The sequence below is a fragment of the Brevundimonas sp. genome, from assembly GCF_965279155.1.
Classification (GTDB): Bacteria; Pseudomonadota; Alphaproteobacteria; order Caulobacterales; family Caulobacteraceae; genus Brevundimonas.
Map to the genome: position 1 here is coordinate 128,215 of NZ_OZ257138.1, position 15,860 is coordinate 144,074.

Annotated in this window: 19 protein-coding genes and 4 tRNA genes; 17 read left to right on the top strand and 6 right to left on the bottom strand. The window is 65.6% G+C overall.

The features are described from left to right. Positions 1-38: 38 nt before the first annotated feature. The 5 genes from ACQY72_RS00590 to ACQY72_RS00610 form a co-directional block, all read right to left on the bottom strand. Positions 39-1,205, bottom strand: a complete 1,167-nt coding sequence (locus ACQY72_RS00590) for an isovaleryl-CoA dehydrogenase (protein WP_428154998.1) — start codon at positions 1,203-1,205, stop codon at positions 39-41. A gap of 43 nt (positions 1,206-1,248) precedes the next feature. After that, positions 1,249-2,358, bottom strand: a complete 1,110-nt coding sequence (locus ACQY72_RS00595) for a glycoside hydrolase family protein (RefSeq protein WP_428154999.1) — start codon at positions 2,356-2,358, stop codon at positions 1,249-1,251. A gap of 79 nt (positions 2,359-2,437) precedes the next feature. Further along, a complete protein-coding gene (gene mgtE / locus ACQY72_RS00600; protein WP_428155001.1) occupies positions 2,438-3,856 on the bottom strand; it encodes a magnesium transporter in 1,419 nt (472 codons plus the stop codon). 62 nt (positions 3,857-3,918) lie between these two features. Beyond that, positions 3,919-4,003 (bottom strand) — tRNA-Leu (locus tag ACQY72_RS00605). Positions 4,004-4,090: 87 nt separating this feature from the next. Beyond that, positions 4,091-4,342: a FliM/FliN family flagellar motor switch protein gene (locus ACQY72_RS00610; RefSeq protein WP_017505209.1), complete on the bottom strand. Its 252-nt coding sequence runs from the start codon at positions 4,340-4,342 to the stop codon at positions 4,091-4,093. A 66-nt stretch (positions 4,343-4,408) separates the two neighbouring features. On the opposite strand from ACQY72_RS00610, the gene lipB reads away from it, so the two are divergent. The 4 genes from lipB to ACQY72_RS00630 all read left to right on the top strand — a co-directional run bounded on the left by lipB (position 4,409) and on the right by ACQY72_RS00630 (position 7,943). Further along, positions 4,409-5,125, top strand: a complete 717-nt coding sequence (gene lipB / locus ACQY72_RS00615; protein ID WP_428155003.1) for a lipoyl(octanoyl) transferase LipB — start codon at positions 4,409-4,411, stop codon at positions 5,123-5,125. Between the two features lie 127 nt (positions 5,126-5,252). Next, positions 5,253-6,737, top strand: a complete 1,485-nt coding sequence (locus tag ACQY72_RS00620) for a hypothetical protein (protein WP_428155004.1) — start codon at positions 5,253-5,255, stop codon at positions 6,735-6,737. A gap of 75 nt (positions 6,738-6,812) precedes the next feature. Beyond that, the gene (gene msrB / locus ACQY72_RS00625) at positions 6,813-7,307 is read left to right on the top strand and encodes a peptide-methionine (R)-S-oxide reductase MsrB (RefSeq protein WP_428155006.1); all 495 of its coding nucleotides are present in this window, start codon (positions 6,813-6,815) and stop codon (positions 7,305-7,307) included. Between the two features lie 48 nt (positions 7,308-7,355). Further along, the gene (locus tag ACQY72_RS00630; RefSeq protein ID WP_428155007.1) at positions 7,356-7,943 is read left to right on the top strand and encodes a hypothetical protein; all 588 of its coding nucleotides are present in this window, start codon (positions 7,356-7,358) and stop codon (positions 7,941-7,943) included. 65 nt (positions 7,944-8,008) lie between these two features. Here ACQY72_RS00630 and ACQY72_RS00635 read toward each other — a convergent pair. Beyond that, positions 8,009-8,083, bottom strand: a tRNA-Thr gene (locus ACQY72_RS00635). Positions 8,084-8,193: 110 nt separating this feature from the next. Between ACQY72_RS00635 and ACQY72_RS00640 the strand changes: the two genes are divergently transcribed. From ACQY72_RS00640 to ACQY72_RS00700, 13 genes are all read left to right on the top strand, one after another. Beyond that, positions 8,194-8,391 carry a hypothetical protein gene (locus ACQY72_RS00640; RefSeq protein ID WP_346495474.1) on the top strand — a complete coding sequence of 66 codons (198 nt, stop codon included), beginning with the start codon at positions 8,194-8,196 and terminating at the stop codon, positions 8,389-8,391. A gap of 116 nt (positions 8,392-8,507) precedes the next feature. Beyond that, positions 8,508-9,797, top strand: coding sequence for a UDP-N-acetylglucosamine 1-carboxyvinyltransferase (murA, locus tag ACQY72_RS00645; RefSeq protein WP_428155009.1), 1,290 nt, complete (start codon positions 8,508-8,510; stop codon positions 9,795-9,797). Continuing rightward, positions 9,787-10,287 (top strand): DUF2948 family protein, encoded by a 501-nt coding sequence (locus tag ACQY72_RS00650; protein ID WP_428155011.1) that lies wholly within the window; start codon positions 9,787-9,789, stop codon positions 10,285-10,287. The genes murA and ACQY72_RS00650 overlap by 11 nt, the downstream gene beginning before the upstream one ends. Then, positions 10,284-10,751, top strand: coding sequence for a UPF0262 family protein (locus ACQY72_RS00655; RefSeq protein ID WP_428155012.1), 468 nt, complete (start codon positions 10,284-10,286; stop codon positions 10,749-10,751). The genes ACQY72_RS00650 and ACQY72_RS00655 overlap by 4 nt, the downstream gene beginning before the upstream one ends. Positions 10,752-10,854: 103 nt before the next feature. Then, positions 10,855-11,073 carry a translation initiation factor IF-1 gene (infA, locus tag ACQY72_RS00660; RefSeq protein WP_008261544.1) on the top strand — a complete coding sequence of 73 codons (219 nt, stop codon included), beginning with the start codon at positions 10,855-10,857 and terminating at the stop codon, positions 11,071-11,073. Next, on the top strand, positions 11,074-11,655 hold the full coding sequence (locus tag ACQY72_RS00665) for a Maf family protein (protein ID WP_428155013.1): 582 nt from the start codon (positions 11,074-11,076) through the stop codon (positions 11,653-11,655). Further along, positions 11,652-12,686 (top strand): ribonuclease E/G, encoded by a 1,035-nt coding sequence (locus ACQY72_RS00670; RefSeq protein ID WP_428155014.1) that lies wholly within the window; start codon positions 11,652-11,654, stop codon positions 12,684-12,686. Before ACQY72_RS00665 ends, ACQY72_RS00670 begins: the two co-directional genes overlap by 4 nt. A 3-nt stretch (positions 12,687-12,689) precedes the next feature. Next, the gene (locus ACQY72_RS00675; protein ID WP_135195741.1) at positions 12,690-12,854 is read left to right on the top strand and encodes a DNA gyrase inhibitor YacG; all 165 of its coding nucleotides are present in this window, start codon (positions 12,690-12,692) and stop codon (positions 12,852-12,854) included. 63 nt (positions 12,855-12,917) lie between these two features. Then, positions 12,918-12,993 (top strand) — tRNA-Phe (locus ACQY72_RS00680). Between the two features lie 537 nt (positions 12,994-13,530). Further along, complete coding sequence (locus ACQY72_RS00685; RefSeq protein WP_428155016.1) at positions 13,531-14,412, top strand: MotA/TolQ/ExbB proton channel family protein; 882 nt, start codon at positions 13,531-13,533, stop codon at positions 14,410-14,412. Positions 14,413-14,417: 5 nt separating this feature from the next. Then, positions 14,418-14,855: a biopolymer transporter ExbD gene (locus ACQY72_RS00690; RefSeq protein ID WP_428155017.1), complete on the top strand. Its 438-nt coding sequence runs from the start codon at positions 14,418-14,420 to the stop codon at positions 14,853-14,855. 14 nt (positions 14,856-14,869) lie between these two features. After that, positions 14,870-15,583, top strand: coding sequence for an energy transducer TonB (locus tag ACQY72_RS00695; RefSeq protein ID WP_428155018.1), 714 nt, complete (start codon positions 14,870-14,872; stop codon positions 15,581-15,583). A 123-nt stretch (positions 15,584-15,706) separates the two neighbouring features. Then, a tRNA-His gene (locus tag ACQY72_RS00700) sits at positions 15,707-15,783 on the top strand. Positions 15,784-15,860: the final 77 nt, after the last annotated feature.

Below are 15,860 nucleotides of genomic sequence, written 5' to 3' on the forward strand. Positions count from 1 at the left end.
CCCCAGCGCAAAGATCAGCATCACGACGGCCACGATTGCTAGCCCAGCAGTTCGCGACCGATCAGGAAGCGGCGGATCTCGTTGGTGCCGGCACCGATGTCGTACAGTTTGGCGTCGCGGACCAGGCGTTCGACCGGCCATTCCTTGGTATAGCCGGCGCCGCCTAAGGCCTGCACGGCTTCCAGCGTGACCTTCACGGCGTTTTCCGAGGCCAGCAGGATCGCCCCGGCCGCGTCATAGCGGGTGGTCTTGCCCTGATCGCAGGCGCGGGCGACGGCATAGACGTAGGCGCGGGCGCTGTTCAGGGCGACGTACATGTCGGCCACCTTGCCCTGCATCAACTGGAAGGAGCCGATGGGCTTGCCGAACTGTTTGCGGTCGCGAACGTAAGGCAGGACCACGTCCAGCGCGGCCTGCATGATGCCCAGGGGACCGGCCGACAGGACCGCCCGCTCATAGTCCAGACCGCTCATCAGCACGCCGGCGCCGCCGCCCAGCGGACCCATGATGTTTTCCTCCGGCACTTCGCAGTCCTCGAACACCAGTTCGGCGGTGTCCGAGCCGCGCATGCCCATCTTGTCCAGCTTCTTGGAGACGCTGAACCCTTTCATGCCCTTTTCGATCAGGAAGGCGGTGCATCCTTTCGAGCCGGCCTCGGGATCGGTCTTGGCGTAGACGACCAGGGTGTCGGCGTGCGGCGCGTTGGTGATCCAGAACTTCGTGCCGTTCAGGACGTAGCGGTCGCCCTTCTTGTCGGCGCGGGTGCGCATCGACATTACGTCGGAACCGGACCCGGCCTCGGACATGGCCAGAGAGCCGACGTGTTCGCCGCTGATCAGCTTGGGCAGATATTTCTGCTTCTGCTCGGGCGTGCCCCAGCGACGGATCTGGTTGACGCACAGGTTGGAGTGAGCGCCGTAGCTCAGGCCGATCGAGGCCGAGGCGCGCGACACTTCTTCCATCGCCACGACATGTTCGAGATAGCCCAGTCCCAGGCCGCCGTAATCTTCCTCGACGGTGATGCCATGCAGGCCCAGTTCGCCCATCTCGGGCCACAGCTCGCGCTTGAACTCGTTCTTCTCGTCGATCTCGGCGGCCAGCGGGGCCAGACGGTCGGCGGCCCAGCGGGCGGTCGTGTCGCGGATGGCGTCGGCGTTTTCGCCAAGGCCGAATTCCATGGATTGGGGCGCGAAGGGAATGCTCATGCGCTAGGGCGTAGCATCGCGCACGGCTGTTCGCCAAGCGTTGTCAGACGCGGTCGGCCCGTCCCCATCGACGATACAGATTATAGCCCGACACCCCGACGCAGGCGACGGCGATCAAGGCCAGCACCCAGGCGACGGTCGCCGTGTCGCTGCTGTGCGACACCGACGCGCGGCGAAAGGCCGCCATGGCGACGCCCAAGGACAGCATGCCCAGACCGCCCATGATCAGGAAGGTGGCCGTCTCGCCCCAGCCGGGGCGTTTCGCGGCCCGAGCGCGGGCGACGACCTCGCGCGTGCTCAGCGTCTGTTCGACGGGTGTCGCGTCCGGTTCGGAGGTCGGCGCGGCTTCGGCATCGACGGGCGCAACGGCGTCCGGTTCCGAAAGGCCCGGCGCGGTCAGGACGACGCTGGCTTTCTCGGCGCTAGTGAACTCTGCCTTCGAGGCGAGGGGCTCGGCTTCGAGCGGCGCCTGTAGGTCATTGGCGGCGACGGGACCGACGGCTGTGTCGGGATAGATGGAATGGGGCTGAGGCGCAGCCGGGGCGGCGGTCTCGTCGAGCGCGGGGAAGGGAGCGACGGCGTCGTCCAGCGCGCCATCGACGGCGGCAAGGGTCGGCTGGGGCGTCTCGAAAGGAGACGGCAGGGGGGCGGCCAGCAGGTCCGCCAGGGTCACGGGCGCGCCGGGCGCGGCGTTGAACAGCGCATGCTCGGCCGAGCGTCGGCGCGTCGGCTTTTCGGCGGCGGCGTCATCCGCCCATTCGGACAGGGCCAAGGCGGCCTGGCGAGCGGCGCCGGCGTTCAACTGCTCGACCACGTCGGACGAGGCGAACCGATCCGCGCCGATGGAGAAGGCGAAACTGGCCAGGGCGTCGAACTGGTGCTGGTTCAGGGGCACGCGAACATGATCGGCCACGGCCTTCACGACCGGGATCAGGTCGTATTGGATCAGCAGTTCGGCGTCCTGTTCGGACACCGTGGCGCCCTCGCGGGCCGAATGGGTGTGGCCGTAACCGATCACCCATCGGCCGTCGCTGCGCTGCATGGCGCGAGGACGGAAGCCTTCGAAGCTCTTGATCAGCAGGACGCCCTCGCGGGACACCTTGCTTGGTTTGGGGCCGGGTTTGGCCCCGGGCTTGGGGAGGACGTCAGACACAGTTGACCCAATTGGAAACAGGCGCGCGGCGCTCGCACGATCATCAGCAAGGCCCGCGCCGGATCGGCGTGGATGATGTCTAGAGCAGCACCAGTGTGGCCAGACCAAGGAAGATCAGGAAGCCGAAGAAGTCGGTGGTCGCGGTGACGAACACAGCGGACGAGACGGCGGGGTCGAACTTCAGCTTCGACAGCGTCAGGGGCGTCAGCACGCCGATGCTGGCGGCGATCAACAGGTTCAGGATCATGGCGGCGCCGATCACAAGACCGATCTTCCAGTCTTCGTCACGGAACCAGAAGCCGGCCGCGATGCCGATCAGGGGCGCCAGGATCAGACCGTTGGCCAGGCCCACCATCATCTCGCGCCAGAAGGTGCGAGGGGCGTTCGAGCTGTTCAGTTCGCGCGTCGCCAGCGCACGCACGGTCACGGTCAGAGCCTGGGTGCCGGCATTTCCACCGATGGCGGATACGATCGGCATCAGCACGGCAAGGGCGACGATCTGCTGAATCGTGCCTTCGAACAGGCCGATGACGCTGGCGCCCAGGGCCGCCGTCGCCAGATTGATCGCCAGCCACGGCACGCGACCGCGCACGATCTCGGACACGGACGAGCCGCGGTCCTCGTCAGACACGCCGGCCAAACGCAGGATGTCCTCGCGGTTCTCTTCCTGAATGATGTTGACGATGTCATCGACGGTGATCTGGCCGACCAGCCGCCCGCCGGCGTCAACAACCGGCGCAGAGATCAGGTGGTATTTCTCGAAGATGTAGGCGACCTCTTCCTGGTCCTGACCGACGGCGATCACGTTGATCGGCTCCATCAGGTCGGACAGGGCGATGCTGCGCGCGGCGCGCAGCAGTCCGCTGATCGGCACGCCGCCGACCGGCCTGTTTAACGGATCGACCACATAGATGTCGAAGAACAGCTCGGGCAGGTCGTCGCCCTGTTTGCGGATGTGGTCGATGGTGTCGCCCACGCTCCAGAACTGGGGCGCGGCCATCACCTCGCGCTGCATCAGGCGGCCGGCGGACTCCTCATCATAGCCCAGGCTGTTCTCGATCGCGGCGCGATCAACCTCGGGCATGGCGGCCAGAACCCGCTCGCGTTGGTCGTCCTCCAGATCCTCGACCACGGCGGCGGCGTCGTCGGAGTCCAGTTCCTGAAGCGCTACGGCCAGGGTGCCGTGCGGCACGCGCTCCAGCACCTCTTCGCGGATGTTGTCATCCAGTTCGGGCAGGGTCTCGGCCAGCAGTTCCGGCGGCAACCACAGCACCACGACGGCGCGGTGTTCCGCCGTCAGAAAGCCCATCAGGTCTGCGACGTCAGCCGGGTGCAGATCTTCCAGCAACGACCGCAGTCGCACCCCATCGCCGTCGTCGGCGGCGTCCACGACTTTCTCGACGAATTGAGGGGTGAGGACATAGTCCTCGTCCAGGGCGGCGTGGTCTTCGTTATCAGGCGCTTCGGCTGAAGCGAAGGCGGAGTCCGTGGTGTTCACGTGGTCGCCTCCCTTGGTATGTCCAGCCGTAGTTAGCCGATGAATCGCCCTGTTTAGCCAGATGGTGCGGTCGAGAAGACTCGAACTTCCACGGGTTGCCCCACAGCGACCTCAACGCTGCGCGTCTACCAATTCCGCCACGACCGCTCGCATCGGAGCGGCGGCGAATAGACGAAGCCGCCGGAAAAGGAAAGCGGGAATTGAACGGTTCGCGGAGAGCGGCGAAGGCGAGCCTCAGGCGGACCCTGCCATGAAGTCATACACGTCGGCCTGGCGGGTGACGGTGATGGCGATTCGGTCGTCGCGGATCTCGATCTCGCCCCGCGCCACGGGATAGTTGTTGGCCAGAATCCAGACCTCGTCGCCCTCTGCGGCGTCCAGAGGAATCACCGCCCCGCGACCCATGCGCAGCAGTTGCGACATTGGCAGCACCGATCGACCCAGAACTACGGAGATTTCGACGTCGACGGCGTTGATTTGGGTCACGTAAAGCTCTCGTTCACTGGAGGGCCGTCTCTTGCGGAAACGCCTCGACGACCACATTGAAGCGTCATGCTTGCTGAGCCGTTAAGCCCGTCCCTTCAGAAACTGCGTCTCGACGACGGGCGGCCCGTCGAATGGGCCGTGTCGAAGGGCTATGTCGACTATGTCGCCGCCGAGGCCTTCATGGAGGCGCGCGTCGCCGCCATCGCGGCCGGGGAGGCGTCGGAGATGGTGTGGCTGCTGGAACATCCGCCGCTCTACACAGCCGGTGTCTCGGCCAAAGCCGGGGATTTGCTGGATGCGGGCCGGTTCCCGGTGCACCGGACGGGTCGGGGCGGGCAATTCACCTATCATGGTCCCGGCCAGCGCGTGGCCTATGTGATGCTGGACCTGAACCGACGCGGCAAGGACGTGCGGTGTTTCGTGCGCGGGCTGGAACTGTGGCTGATCGGGGCGCTGGATCAGTTCGGCGTCGAGGCGGACATCCGGCCTGGCCGCGTCGGGGTGTGGGTCGAGCGCAAGGGACCGGGCTGGTCGCGCGAGGACAAGATCGCCGCCATCGGCGTCAAGGTCCGAAGATGGGTCAGCTTCCACGGCATCAGCCTGAACGTCGAACCGGACCTGGACCATTTCGGCGGCATCGTGCCGTGCGGCATTCAGGAACACGGCGTCACCAGCCTGGTCGATCTGGGCGTGCTGGCGACGATGGACGAGGCGGACGAGGCGTTGAGACGCAGCTTCGGCCGGATCTTCGGCGCGGCGGTCGAGGCTACAGCGCCGTTCTGAGCGCGCCGCATCGCCGCAGGTCGTGTGACAATCGGGCGAAATCCTGACCTGCGGGGTTGGCAAGCGCGTGACGCATGAGGTTTAACCCTCATCACGAGCTTGAAATAGAAGGCCGCAGGAAACCTCCATGAACCGCATGATCGCCGCCGCATCGGCCGCCGTTCTGTCGCTGACCGTCGCCGCCGGCGCCGCAGTCGCACAGGATTTTCGCGCCCTGGCGCAACAGGACCTTCAGACCGCACATGACGCCCTGGCCGCCAACCACCCCGCCGCCGTGATCCCCGGCGCGCCCAGCGAAGCCTTCCGCACCTGGATCGACGCCGGTCTGACCGACGCGCAAGGCAAGGTCGGTCGCGTCAACAGCGGCGACAGCCACGCCTATCTGATGCGCTACTACGCCAACGGTTTCCGCGATTCGAACATCGCGATCCGTCCGACCTATGAGGGGCTCGGTCCGTTCTTCGCGACCAGCTGGCCCGGCGTGACCACGGCCTGGCGCAATGGCGAATATGTCGTTTCCTATGTGAAGCCGGGCGTGCGCAACGTGCCGCCGGTCGGCGCGGCACTGGTCAAGTGCGGCGACAAGACCGCCGCTCAACTAGCCGAAGAGCGGCTGGACCGTTGGGAAGGCGATCTGACGACCGAGGCCGGTCGCGTCCGCACCGCCCCCTATCTGCTGTGGAACCGCAACAATCCCTTCACCGGCGGCGTGCCCTCGCTATGCACCTTCAAGGTCGGTCGTCGCGATCGTGACTTCCAGATGCAGCCCCAGCCGGCCGACGCCGCCAGCCTGGAAGCGGCCTATCGCGCCACCATTTACATGCCCGGCGCCAATCCGCTGTCGGTCGAGACGGTTGACGGCCGTCCCTGGATCCACGTCCACACTCTGGCGGATGACGCCGGATGGGACGCCTTCTTCGCCGCTGTCGAGGGCCAATTGCCCGCCATTCGCGGCGCGCAAGGCCTGGTCATCGATCTGCGCGGCGCGAACGGCGCATCGCTGAACGCCACGGGCAAGGGCTATGGCCTGGCCAACCGCATCTGGACGCCGGAGTTCACCGTCAGCCGTCAGCCGGAAGCCGGCTCGATCACCTATCGCGCCACGACGGCCAACCGTCAGTGGTTCGCCGACACCCTGGCCCGGATGCAGGCCGATCCGCGCTTCGTCGCCGAATCCGGCCCGGTGATCGAACAGACCCAAGCCATCGTCGCCGCCTTCGATTCGGCGCTGGCCGCCAACCAGCCGACCTTCACCATGCCGGGACGCCCGTCCGTGCCGGACACCGGCGCCGCCAATCCCGTCGCGGGGCAGGTGGTGGTTCTGGTCGACAGCGGCTGCACCAGCGGCTGCCTGGATACGCTGGACTTGCTGACCCGCCTGCCGAACGTGCGTCTGGCCGGATCGGTGACGGCGGAAGACTCGATCTTCATCGAGCCGACCGTGCTGCGCCTGCCGTCGAACTACGCCGAGCTGACCTATGGTCATAAGGCCTGGACGACGCGTCAACGCGGCAACGACGCACCCTTCACCCCGGCGCAGGGCCTCGCCTACACGGGCTCGGCGACCGACGAGACAGCCGTGCGCGCCTGGGTCGGCACGCTGTTCCAATAAGATATCTCCACGTCTGATGGATCGAGGGGCGGGCAGGGGGTGGAACCCTGGCCCGCCCCTTCCCATTTGCAGATCATGACCGATCTCGACCCAACACACGAAAGCCTGCGTTCGCCGTCGGGCTTCGACCTCACTCCGCCGAACGATGAGGAACGCGCCCGTCTGGAGGCCGACCTGAGCCCCGAGGAGAAACGCGTCCTGCTGTCGCACGGCACCGAGGCTCCCTTCTGCGGCACTCTGCTGGGCGAGAAGCGGGCAGGGGTTTTCTGTTGCCGCGAATGCGGCCTGCCGTTGTTCAGGAGCGGGACCAAGTTCGAGAGCGGCACCGGCTGGCCCAGTTTCACCCAACCGGTGGACGACAGCCACGTTCACGAGATTCGCGACACCAGTTACGGCATGGTCCGCATCGAGACCCAGTGCGCCCGCTGCGGCAGCCACCAGGGCCACGTGTTCCCGGACGGCCCGCCGCCGACCGGAAATCGCTATTGCATCAACTCTGTCGCGCTCAGTTTCGTCACCGAAGGCGAAGCTCTGCCCGATCCGCTGCAGCGGGGCGACGGCGTCGCCTGACCTTGGCCTCAATCGCTGTGCTAGGATGATTTCGAACGGAGGCGGCTCATGCTGATTGCAGGTTTCTTGGCGAGTGCGGTCATAGTCGCTGCGGGCGGTGATCCCGACGGCGTCGTTACGACCGCGCCGTCCAACGCTCCGACCCTGGCCCAGGCCATGGCGGCCGCGCCTCAGGAATCGGCGACCGCTCCCACGGCCCAGGACGCTGCTCCGCACGGCCTGACGACCGAACAGCAGATCCAGAACTGGATCAGCTCACGCACGCCGGGCGCCAGCTTCGACGAAGGCGCCGAGGCCGGTCCTCCGGCCGAGCGCAAGATGCACGGCATGGTCGAGGCCGGAATCGGCACCGGCGGCTATCGCAGCTATGGCGCCGCCGTCTCCCTGCCTGTCGGAGAGAACGGCCGTCTGGACCTGGCCTATCGTGAGGGGCGTAACGAGCCCTGGGGCTATGGCTACGGCGGTTACGGCCTGCGCGGACCGGGCTTCTACTCGCCCTACGGCGGCGGCTGGCGCGGTCGGGGCTATGGCGCGGACACCACCACCAAGTCGATGTCCATGGGCTTCAGTTGGAGCAAGGACGGCGATGCGGACGCGCGCGATCCATATCGTCGTGGGCAGTACGGCTACGACTGACGGCTTAAGACCTGCTCTGGAAATCAAAAAGGCCCGGCGAAAGCCGGGCCTTTTCAGGTCTCAGATGGTGCCGCCGGGGGGAATCGAACCCACGACCTCAGCCTTACCAAGGATGCGCTCTACCACTGAGCTACGGCGGCCCCGACTGAGGAAGCGGCCGTATAGCCAAACCCTTCCGGGGAGGGAAGCGCCTTTTTGATCCTCCGAAAGAAAGTTTGGACATGGCCCGTTATCACGGCATCATCCGGCCATGACTCATCCTCCGCATGACGCTGATACGCCTGCCGCCGCCGCTGCGGCGACGCCGCCCGTCGAATCGGGGCCTGAGTTCGAGATCGCGCGCGCAAAGGCCGAGAAGGCGATCCGTCTGGCTTCGGCGCTTCGCGCCAACCTGCGTCGTCGCAAGGCCCCGGCGCGGACGCCTGCGACGCCGCGCGACAGCAACTGACGCATCGCAACTGAAAGTCATCGGCTCGCGACCTCGCAGCCCTTTGGCAAGCGTCAAACAGCTTGCTAGAGAACCATCCCCCCGAGGCGTTTCCTTCGGGCGCGCTTAAGGACGTCATGGACAGCATCGCCATTCAGGGCGGCGCCCAGCTTTTCGGGGACATTCCCGTCAGCGGCGCCAAGAACTCCGCCATCAAGCTGATGGCCGCCTCGATCCTGACGGATCAGCCGTTGCTGCTGACCAATATGCCGCGCCTGGCGGACACGCGCTTTCTGGGCCAACTGCTGCGCCAGTTCGGCATCGAAGTGACCGAGCGCGACGGCGCGGACGGGCAGGAGAGCCTGTTTCATGCGGCTGAGCTGACCTCGACCTTCGCCCCTTATGATCTGGTTCGTCAGATGCGGGCCTCGTTCAATGTGCTGGGGCCCCTGCTGGCGCGCACCGGCGAGGCCAAGGTGTCTCTGCCCGGCGGCTGCACCATCGGCGCGCGTCCGGTCGACCTGCACCTCCAGGCGCTGACGGCGTTGGGAGCCGAGATCGAGCTGGACGAGGGCTATGTCACCGCCCGTGCGCCCAAGGGGCTGCGAGGGGCCGAGATCGAGTTTCCGTTCGTTTCGGTCGGGGCGACCGAGCACGCGCTGCTGGCCGCCGTGCTGGCGCAGGGGACGACCGTGTTGCGCCGCGCTGCGCGCGAACCCGAGATCGGTGATCTGGCTCATTGCCTGACCGCGATGGGCGCCAAGATCGAGGGCATCGACACCGATGTTCTGACCATCACTGGCGTCTCGTCGCTGAACGGCACGACCTGGTCGGTGATTCCCGACCGGATCGAAATGGGCTCCTACGCCGTCGCCGCCGCCATGGCGGGGGGCGAGGTGCGACTGACCAAGGCGCGGGCCGAGCTGATCGGTTCGCTGACCGACAAGATGATCGAGGCCGGGGTCGAGGTGTCGCCCACCGCCGACGGCGTGCTGATCAAGCGCGATCCGAAACAGCGGCTGAAGGCTGTGGACGTGGAGACGGCCATCTATCCGGGCTTCGCCACGGATTTGCAGGCCCAGTTCATGGCCCTGATGACGACGGCCGAGGGCGTCAGCACGGTACGTGAGACCATCTTCGAGAACCGCTTTATGCACGTGCCGGAACTGGCGCGGCTGGGGGCGGACATCTCGGTCCACGCGGGCGAGGCGCACGTCAACGGCGTCGAGGTGCTGCACGGCGCCCAGGTGATGGCGACGGATCTGCGGGCCTCGATGTGCCTGATCATCGCGGGCCTTGTCGCCGAGGGTGAGACGACGGTCGGTCGCGTCTATCATCTGGATCGCGGTTTTGAGCGTTTGGAAGAAAAGCTCGGCGCGTGCGGAGCAGATATCCGACGGATAAAAGGAACAGGTGATGAGCACTGAGATCGACGGCGTCATCACCGAAGCCAAGGCGCCGGTCGAGCCGTTGCGCCTGCTGGCCGAGGACGCCGACGATCTTCAGATCATCTCAGCCGCGTTGCAGGACGCCATACTGCGGCCGGTCGATATCGTGTGGGAGAAGAGTGCGCGCACCCTGACCATCGCCTTCAGCCGCTTCTGCTGGGAATGCGGTGGGACGCGAGTGATGTGCGCCATGCAGTTCGGCGACGTGCTGGCGGTCAAGAGCCGTCGCCTTTCGCGCAGCCCCGACGCCTCGCTGGAACTGCTGGCGCTCGATTTCACCCCGACGGAGACGCCCGGCGGCAAGGTCATCCTGATGTTCGCCGGCGGCGGAGATCTTCGCATCGACGTCGAGTGCCTGGACGCCGTGGTCACCGACATTTCAGAGCGGTGGCCCGCGCGGGTCGCGCCGACCCACCTCGACGGCCCGGATCTGGATGCCCCCAAATTCGATGAAGGGAATGCGGCATGAGCGGGCGCCACACGCTGGCTTCGGTCGAACTGGACACGGTGACCTTGCCCGCCGCGACGGCGGAGATCGAGCACGAGCGCCGGGTCGCCATCTTCGATCTGGTCGAAAAGAACAGCTTCGAGCCCGTGGGCGCCGAGGGCGGGCCCTATAAGCTGAAGCTGTCATTGCAGGATAACCGACTGGTGTTCGACATCGACGGCGAGAACTTCAACCGCACCTACGCCATCAGCCTGACGCCGCTGAAGGGCGTGATCAAAGACTATCTTCTGATCTGCGACAGCTACTACGAGGCCCTCCGCGGCTCATCCCCCAGCCAGATCGAATCGGTCGACATGGGCCGGCGTGGGCTGCACAACGAGGGGGCCGATCAGCTCAAGACACGGTTGGACGGCAAGATCGTCGTCGATCACGAGACGGCGCGGCGGCTGTTTACGTTACTGTGTGCGCTCTACCGTCGCGGCTGACCTCGACTATCTCTGCGTTTTCGGGCATTAGGCCCCTCCATTCCGCCCCTCGCGCCCGCCCGGCGTGGGGTCGAACGCATTTTAATCGGGCGTGAGAGGCCGCATGGCTAAGGAAGAACTGCTTGAGTTTCCCGGCACCGTCAGCGAACTGCTGCCGAACGCCACCTTCCGCGTGACGCTTGAGAACGACCACGAGATCATCGCCCACACGGCGGGCAAGATGCGCAAGAACCGCATCCGCGTGCTGGCCGGCGACAAGGTCCTGGTCGAAATGACCCCCTACGACCTGACCAAGGGTCGCATCACCTATCGCTTCAAGTAAGTGACGACGGCGCGTCCTGAATTGGTGCTGGCCTCGGCCAGCCCGCGCCGCATCGAACTGCTGGCGCAGGTCGGGATCACGCCCGACCATATCGATCCCGCCGACATCGACGAGACGCCGCTGAAGGGCGAGACGCCGCCGCGTCTCGCCGAACGTCTGGCGACCTCCAAGGCTCAAGTGGTCGCCGCACGACGTCCCGATGCCGTGGTCATCGCCGCCGATACGGTCGTGTCGGTCGGTCGTCGCTTCCTGGAGAAGGCGGCGGACGAGGCCGAGGCGATCCGTTTCCTGAAACTTTTGTCCGGCCGCAATCACCGCGTCTTCACCGGGGTGGCCGTGGTGCGCGACGGCAAGCTGTCGTCGCGGGTGAACGAGACGCGCGTGACCTTCAAGCCGCTGTCGGACCACGAGATCGCGACCTATGTCGCCACGGGCGACTGGCGCGGCAAGGCCGGCGGCTATGGCATCCAGGGACCGGCCGGAGCCTTCGTCCAGCGAATCGTCGGCAGCCATCCGTCGGTGATGGGCCTGCCGGTCTATGAGGCCGTCCAGCTGTTGAACGGCGTCGGCTGGCGCGCATGAACGGGGTGGTCGAGGTCTTCCTCGACGAGACGCCGGGCGAGACGCGCGGCGCGGTCATGCGCGACGGGCGCTACACCCATCTTCTGATCCAGCGCGACGGCGACCCGGCCCAGACGCGGCTCGGCGCCCGGTCGATCGGCCGCGTGACCGAAGTGAATCAGGGCCTGCGCGGCGCCTTCGTCGACATCGGCGTGGACGCCGCAGCCTTTCTGCCCTTTCCCCGCAACGACCGCCTGAGCCAGGGCGAACGATTGGAAGTCGTCGTCACCGCCGAGCCTCGGGCCGGGAAGGGCGCTGTCGTCCGTCGTCTAGGGCCGGGGGAGGGGACGCCCCGCCTGCTTCAGGCCGCGCCCAGCATCGCCGAACAGTTGCGTGAACTCGCGCCAGGCGAGGAATCAGTCGTCGGCATCGCCGCCATAGATGCGGTGATCGAGGCGGAGGAAGAGGCCATGGCCCGGTCGTGCGTCTTCGCGTCGCACGGAATCGACCTGGCCATCGAACGTACGCGAGCCCTGGTGGCCGTGGACATCGATTTCGCCTCCACGCCAGGGCGGGATCCGAAACAGGCGAGGGCTGTCGCTAATCGTGAGGGGCTGAGACAGGCGGCGCGGCTGATCGGCCTGCGGAACTGGGCCGGTCTGGTCGTCATCGACCTGGTCGGGGATGGTCAGGACGCCGAGGCGCAGGCCAAGACCGCCAGGACCGCCTTCGCCCATGAACCGCAGGCCGTCTTCGGACCCATCAGTCGATTCGGTCTGTTGCAGCTGTCGCTGCCGTGGCGGCGCACGCCCATCGAGGAAGTGTTGCGTGACGCCGATGGATGCGTCTCGGCCCAGACGCGCGCCCTTTCGTTGGTGCGGGCGCTGCGGCGACAACTTTTGTCCGACACTCGATCTGCGCGCATCACCGCACGCTGCGCGCCGGAGGAAGCCGCCATCGCGGGCCCGCTAGCAGCGAGACTGGGGCCGCGAGCCCATGTGCAGGCCGATGTCGCAATCCCCGCCGGCCACGGCCGTATAGAAGAGAGTTGAGCCATGGCGACCTGTCCCATCTGCCGCAAGGCCGACGCCGATCCCAAGTACAAGCCCTTCTGCTCGCGCCGCTGTTCCGAGGTCGATCTGCAGCGCTGGTTCACAGGCGGCTACGCCATTCCGGCCGCCCTGGACGAGGGCGCGGAAGATGATGGCGAAAAGGACTGATTGGGCGCTGGACAGGCGGAAAAGCCTCCCCTATAGACCCGCCTCTCGCGACGCCGCGTCGGCGCCTGGATAGCTCAGCTGGTAGAGCAGCGGATTGAAAATCCGCGTGTCGGTGGTTCGAACCCGCCTCCAGGCACCATCTTCTTCCCTTCATATTGATCGTCATGCGTTTGAGGCATCATCCGATGCTTCTGCGGCTGGATGTCACCTGATCCCGCCTGTGGGGCAGGGCTTGATTGGTCGTTCTTTGGAGTGATCTGGTAAGATTTCGCCACATCGAAGCGATCTGCGACAAGCTTGCTCCAAATGATGCGCAATCATCATGAAAACGTCGCGCCCGCAGGTTTTAATGACAAGGTTAGGTGGAACTTTTCTCCACCTCGCGCGGCGGGTTAAAAGCCGCTCTTGTCCCTTGACGCTCCGGTAAGGGTTCGTCAAAGGGTTGAGACGCCTTCCCAAGGAGGCGTTAATACGGATTACAGGAGACGCGTTCTCCGACGGTTCGATCATCAGAGGCTGGGCGGGCGACCGGACAGTCTCTACCGAAGATTTCAGCGGGTTCTGATCCTCGAAAGGACGGGACGCGTTGAAGGAAACATTTCAGGTTGGGGGGCGGTCGCTGACTATGGCCGCACCTTTGGTTCCACGAGTCAGACCAAGCAGGAACTGGCGAATTATGCTGAACAGCAAAAAGACGAACATCCTTCTCGCCATGGCCGGCGCCGCCGCGCTGATGGCGAGCTCGCCGGTCCTGGCCCAGGCTCCGGCCGAGCCGACCCCGGCTGCCTCGACTGCGGCTCCCGCCGCAGCCCCGGCTACCCCGGAAGCCGACCCGGCGACCGTCGCCGAAACCGCCGGCGGCGCTCATGGCGGCGGCATCACCCCGATCTCCATGTTCATGGAAGCAACGGTCGTCGTTAAGGTCGTCATGGCCGGCCTGCTGCTGGCCTCGATCCTGTCGTGGACCCTGCTGCTCATCAAGCTGTTCGAGTTCGGCGCTCTGAACCGCAAGACCGACACCTTCCTCGAAAACTTCCGCGGCGCTCGCACCATCGCTGACATGCGCGCCGTCTCGACCCAGGAAGAGTTCGACGGCAACCCGCTGGCCGACATGGCCGCCGCCGCCACCGAGGAAATCGAACTGTCGCGTCAGTCGGGCCTGTCGGTCACCGGTGATCACCTGGACTCGGCCCTGGGCCGCGCTCAAGCCGCCGTCGCCGCCGTTCAATCCGGTCTGGCCAAGCGCCTGTCGGGTGGCCAGCAGTTCCTGGCTTCGGTCGGCTCGATCGGTCCGTTCGTCGGTCTGTTCGGCACCGTTTACGGCATCATGAACTCCTTCATCGGCATCGCGGAATCCAACACGACCAACCTGGCCGTCGTTGCTCCGGGTATCGCCGAGGCCCTGCTGGCCACCGGTATCGGCCTGTTCGCCGCTATCCCGGCCGTTGTGTTCTACAACTACTTCAACACCCGCATCGCTGGTTACGGCACTCGCGCCGACGGCTTCGCTGCTGAGCTGCTGAACGGCATCTCGCGTCAGCTCGACAAGGGAGCGTAAGACGGATGGCCGCCAAGATTAAATCGGGCGGCGCTGGCAACAACGTGGTCGAGGCCAACAGCGATATCAACGTCACGCCTTTCGTTGATATCATGCTGGTCTTGCTAATCATCTTCATGGTCGCGGCTCCGCTTGCTTCCGTGTCGGTGCCCGTCGAGTTGCCAATCGCCGTCGCCAAGGCGGCCCCGAACCCGCCCAAGCCGGTCTATATTTCGATCCAGAACGACGGCGACGTCTATGTGGGCGACTTCAGGACCGACGTCGGATCCCTGGGTGAAGATCTGAAAGAACAGATCGGCGCCCGGAACCCGGCGGATGAGCGGATCTTCATTCGGGGCGACCAGAACACCCGTTACGGCGACTTCATGCAGGTCATGAATGCGCTGCAGGATAACGGCTTCTATAGTGTTGCACTGGTCGGCGAAGACCAGGCGACGAGTTAGGGTGCGGAGATAGAATGACAGACGTCGAATATCATCGCAGTCGTTACGACGTACCGAAGGCCAAGGGCTTCATGGGGGTGTCTTACCCCGTGCTGATCGTGTGCCTGCTGATCGTCACCATCCTGTTCGCTTTGCTGATCTTCTTCTTGCAACAGTCGAAGTTCAAGCTGAAGGAGTTCAACTACGTCGACGAGTCCGTCGAGGTCGAGTTGGTCGAGCCGGTTCCGCCGCCTCCGCCGCCCCCGCCCCCGCCGCCTCCGCCGACGGATACGCCTCCGCCGCCGAAGCTTCAGGTGCGCGTGCCGGCCCCGGTCCCCAACGTCATGCCGCCTCCGCCGGTGAACATCACGCCGACGAAGAAGGAAGACCGCGTCGAATACACGGGCCCGCCCGTCAATATTCCTGGACCACCGCCTCCGCCCGCGCCTCCGGCTCCGGCCCGTCCGGCGACGATCACGAACGTGTCGTGGTCGCGCCAGCCGCGTCCCGAATTCCCCGCCCGCGCTCAAGAGCGTGGAATCGAGGAGGGAACGGTCGTCCTGCTTTGCTCGGTTCAGGCCAATGGTTCGGCTACGAACTGCAGCATCGTTTCCGAAACTCCGTCAGGAGCCGGATTCGGTCGTGAAGCTGTGGCATCCATGCGTTCTGCGCGCTTTGCGCCAGGTACGGTGGATGGCGTCGCTCAAGGCGGACAAGCGCGCTTTACGGTTCGCTTCCGCCTCCAGTAGGCCTAGTCTTCCAGTCAACAGAACGCTCCGGCATCCGCCGGGGCGTTTTTGTTTGTCTAGGTCGAACTCTACGCTTGATTGGTAGGTGAGGCCTCGGTAGAGAACGCGCCTCGCGATGCGCGGGCCGCCTTAGCTCAGTTGGTTAGAGCGCCGGTTTGTGGAACCGGAGGTCCTCAGTTCAAGCCTGAGAGGCGGTACCATCGCAAAAGCGCGGCCGGGCTTGAAGCCCGCCGTCGCAGCGACCATCTCCGGATCATCGGCCGGTCGGTCGATCCTC

What these genes read in the sequence shown, in the direction of transcription:
- ACQY72_RS00650 (WP_428155011.1), top strand. Translation starts at nt 9,787, where the DNA reads ATGAGCACTGAGATCGACGGCGTCATCACCGAAGCCAAGGCGCCGGTC.
- ACQY72_RS00590 (WP_428154998.1), bottom strand. Translation starts at nt 1,205, where the DNA reads ATGAGCATTCCCTTCGCGCCCCAATCCATGGAATTCGGCCTTGGCGAA.
- ACQY72_RS00640 (WP_346495474.1), top strand. Translation starts at nt 8,194, where the DNA reads ATGACTCATCCTCCGCATGACGCTGATACGCCTGCCGCCGCCGCTGCG.
- ACQY72_RS00620 (WP_428155004.1), top strand. Translation starts at nt 5,253, where the DNA reads ATGAACCGCATGATCGCCGCCGCATCGGCCGCCGTTCTGTCGCTGACC.
- ACQY72_RS00690 (WP_428155017.1), top strand. Translation starts at nt 14,418, where the DNA reads ATGGCCGCCAAGATTAAATCGGGCGGCGCTGGCAACAACGTGGTCGAG.
- msrB (WP_428155006.1), top strand. Translation starts at nt 6,813, where the DNA reads ATGACCGATCTCGACCCAACACACGAAAGCCTGCGTTCGCCGTCGGGC.
- ACQY72_RS00655 (WP_428155012.1), top strand. Translation starts at nt 10,284, where the DNA reads ATGAGCGGGCGCCACACGCTGGCTTCGGTCGAACTGGACACGGTGACC.
- ACQY72_RS00670 (WP_428155014.1), top strand. Translation starts at nt 11,652, where the DNA reads ATGAACGGGGTGGTCGAGGTCTTCCTCGACGAGACGCCGGGCGAGACG.
- ACQY72_RS00695 (WP_428155018.1), top strand. Translation starts at nt 14,870, where the DNA reads ATGACAGACGTCGAATATCATCGCAGTCGTTACGACGTACCGAAGGCC.
- murA (WP_428155009.1), top strand. Translation starts at nt 8,508, where the DNA reads ATGGACAGCATCGCCATTCAGGGCGGCGCCCAGCTTTTCGGGGACATT.
- ACQY72_RS00630 (WP_428155007.1), top strand. Translation starts at nt 7,356, where the DNA reads ATGCTGATTGCAGGTTTCTTGGCGAGTGCGGTCATAGTCGCTGCGGGC.
- ACQY72_RS00675 (WP_135195741.1), top strand. Translation starts at nt 12,690, where the DNA reads ATGGCGACCTGTCCCATCTGCCGCAAGGCCGACGCCGATCCCAAGTAC.
- lipB (WP_428155003.1), top strand. Translation starts at nt 4,409, where the DNA reads ATGCTTGCTGAGCCGTTAAGCCCGTCCCTTCAGAAACTGCGTCTCGAC.
- ACQY72_RS00685 (WP_428155016.1), top strand. Translation starts at nt 13,531, where the DNA reads ATGCTGAACAGCAAAAAGACGAACATCCTTCTCGCCATGGCCGGCGCC.
- infA (WP_008261544.1), top strand. Translation starts at nt 10,855, where the DNA reads ATGGCTAAGGAAGAACTGCTTGAGTTTCCCGGCACCGTCAGCGAACTG.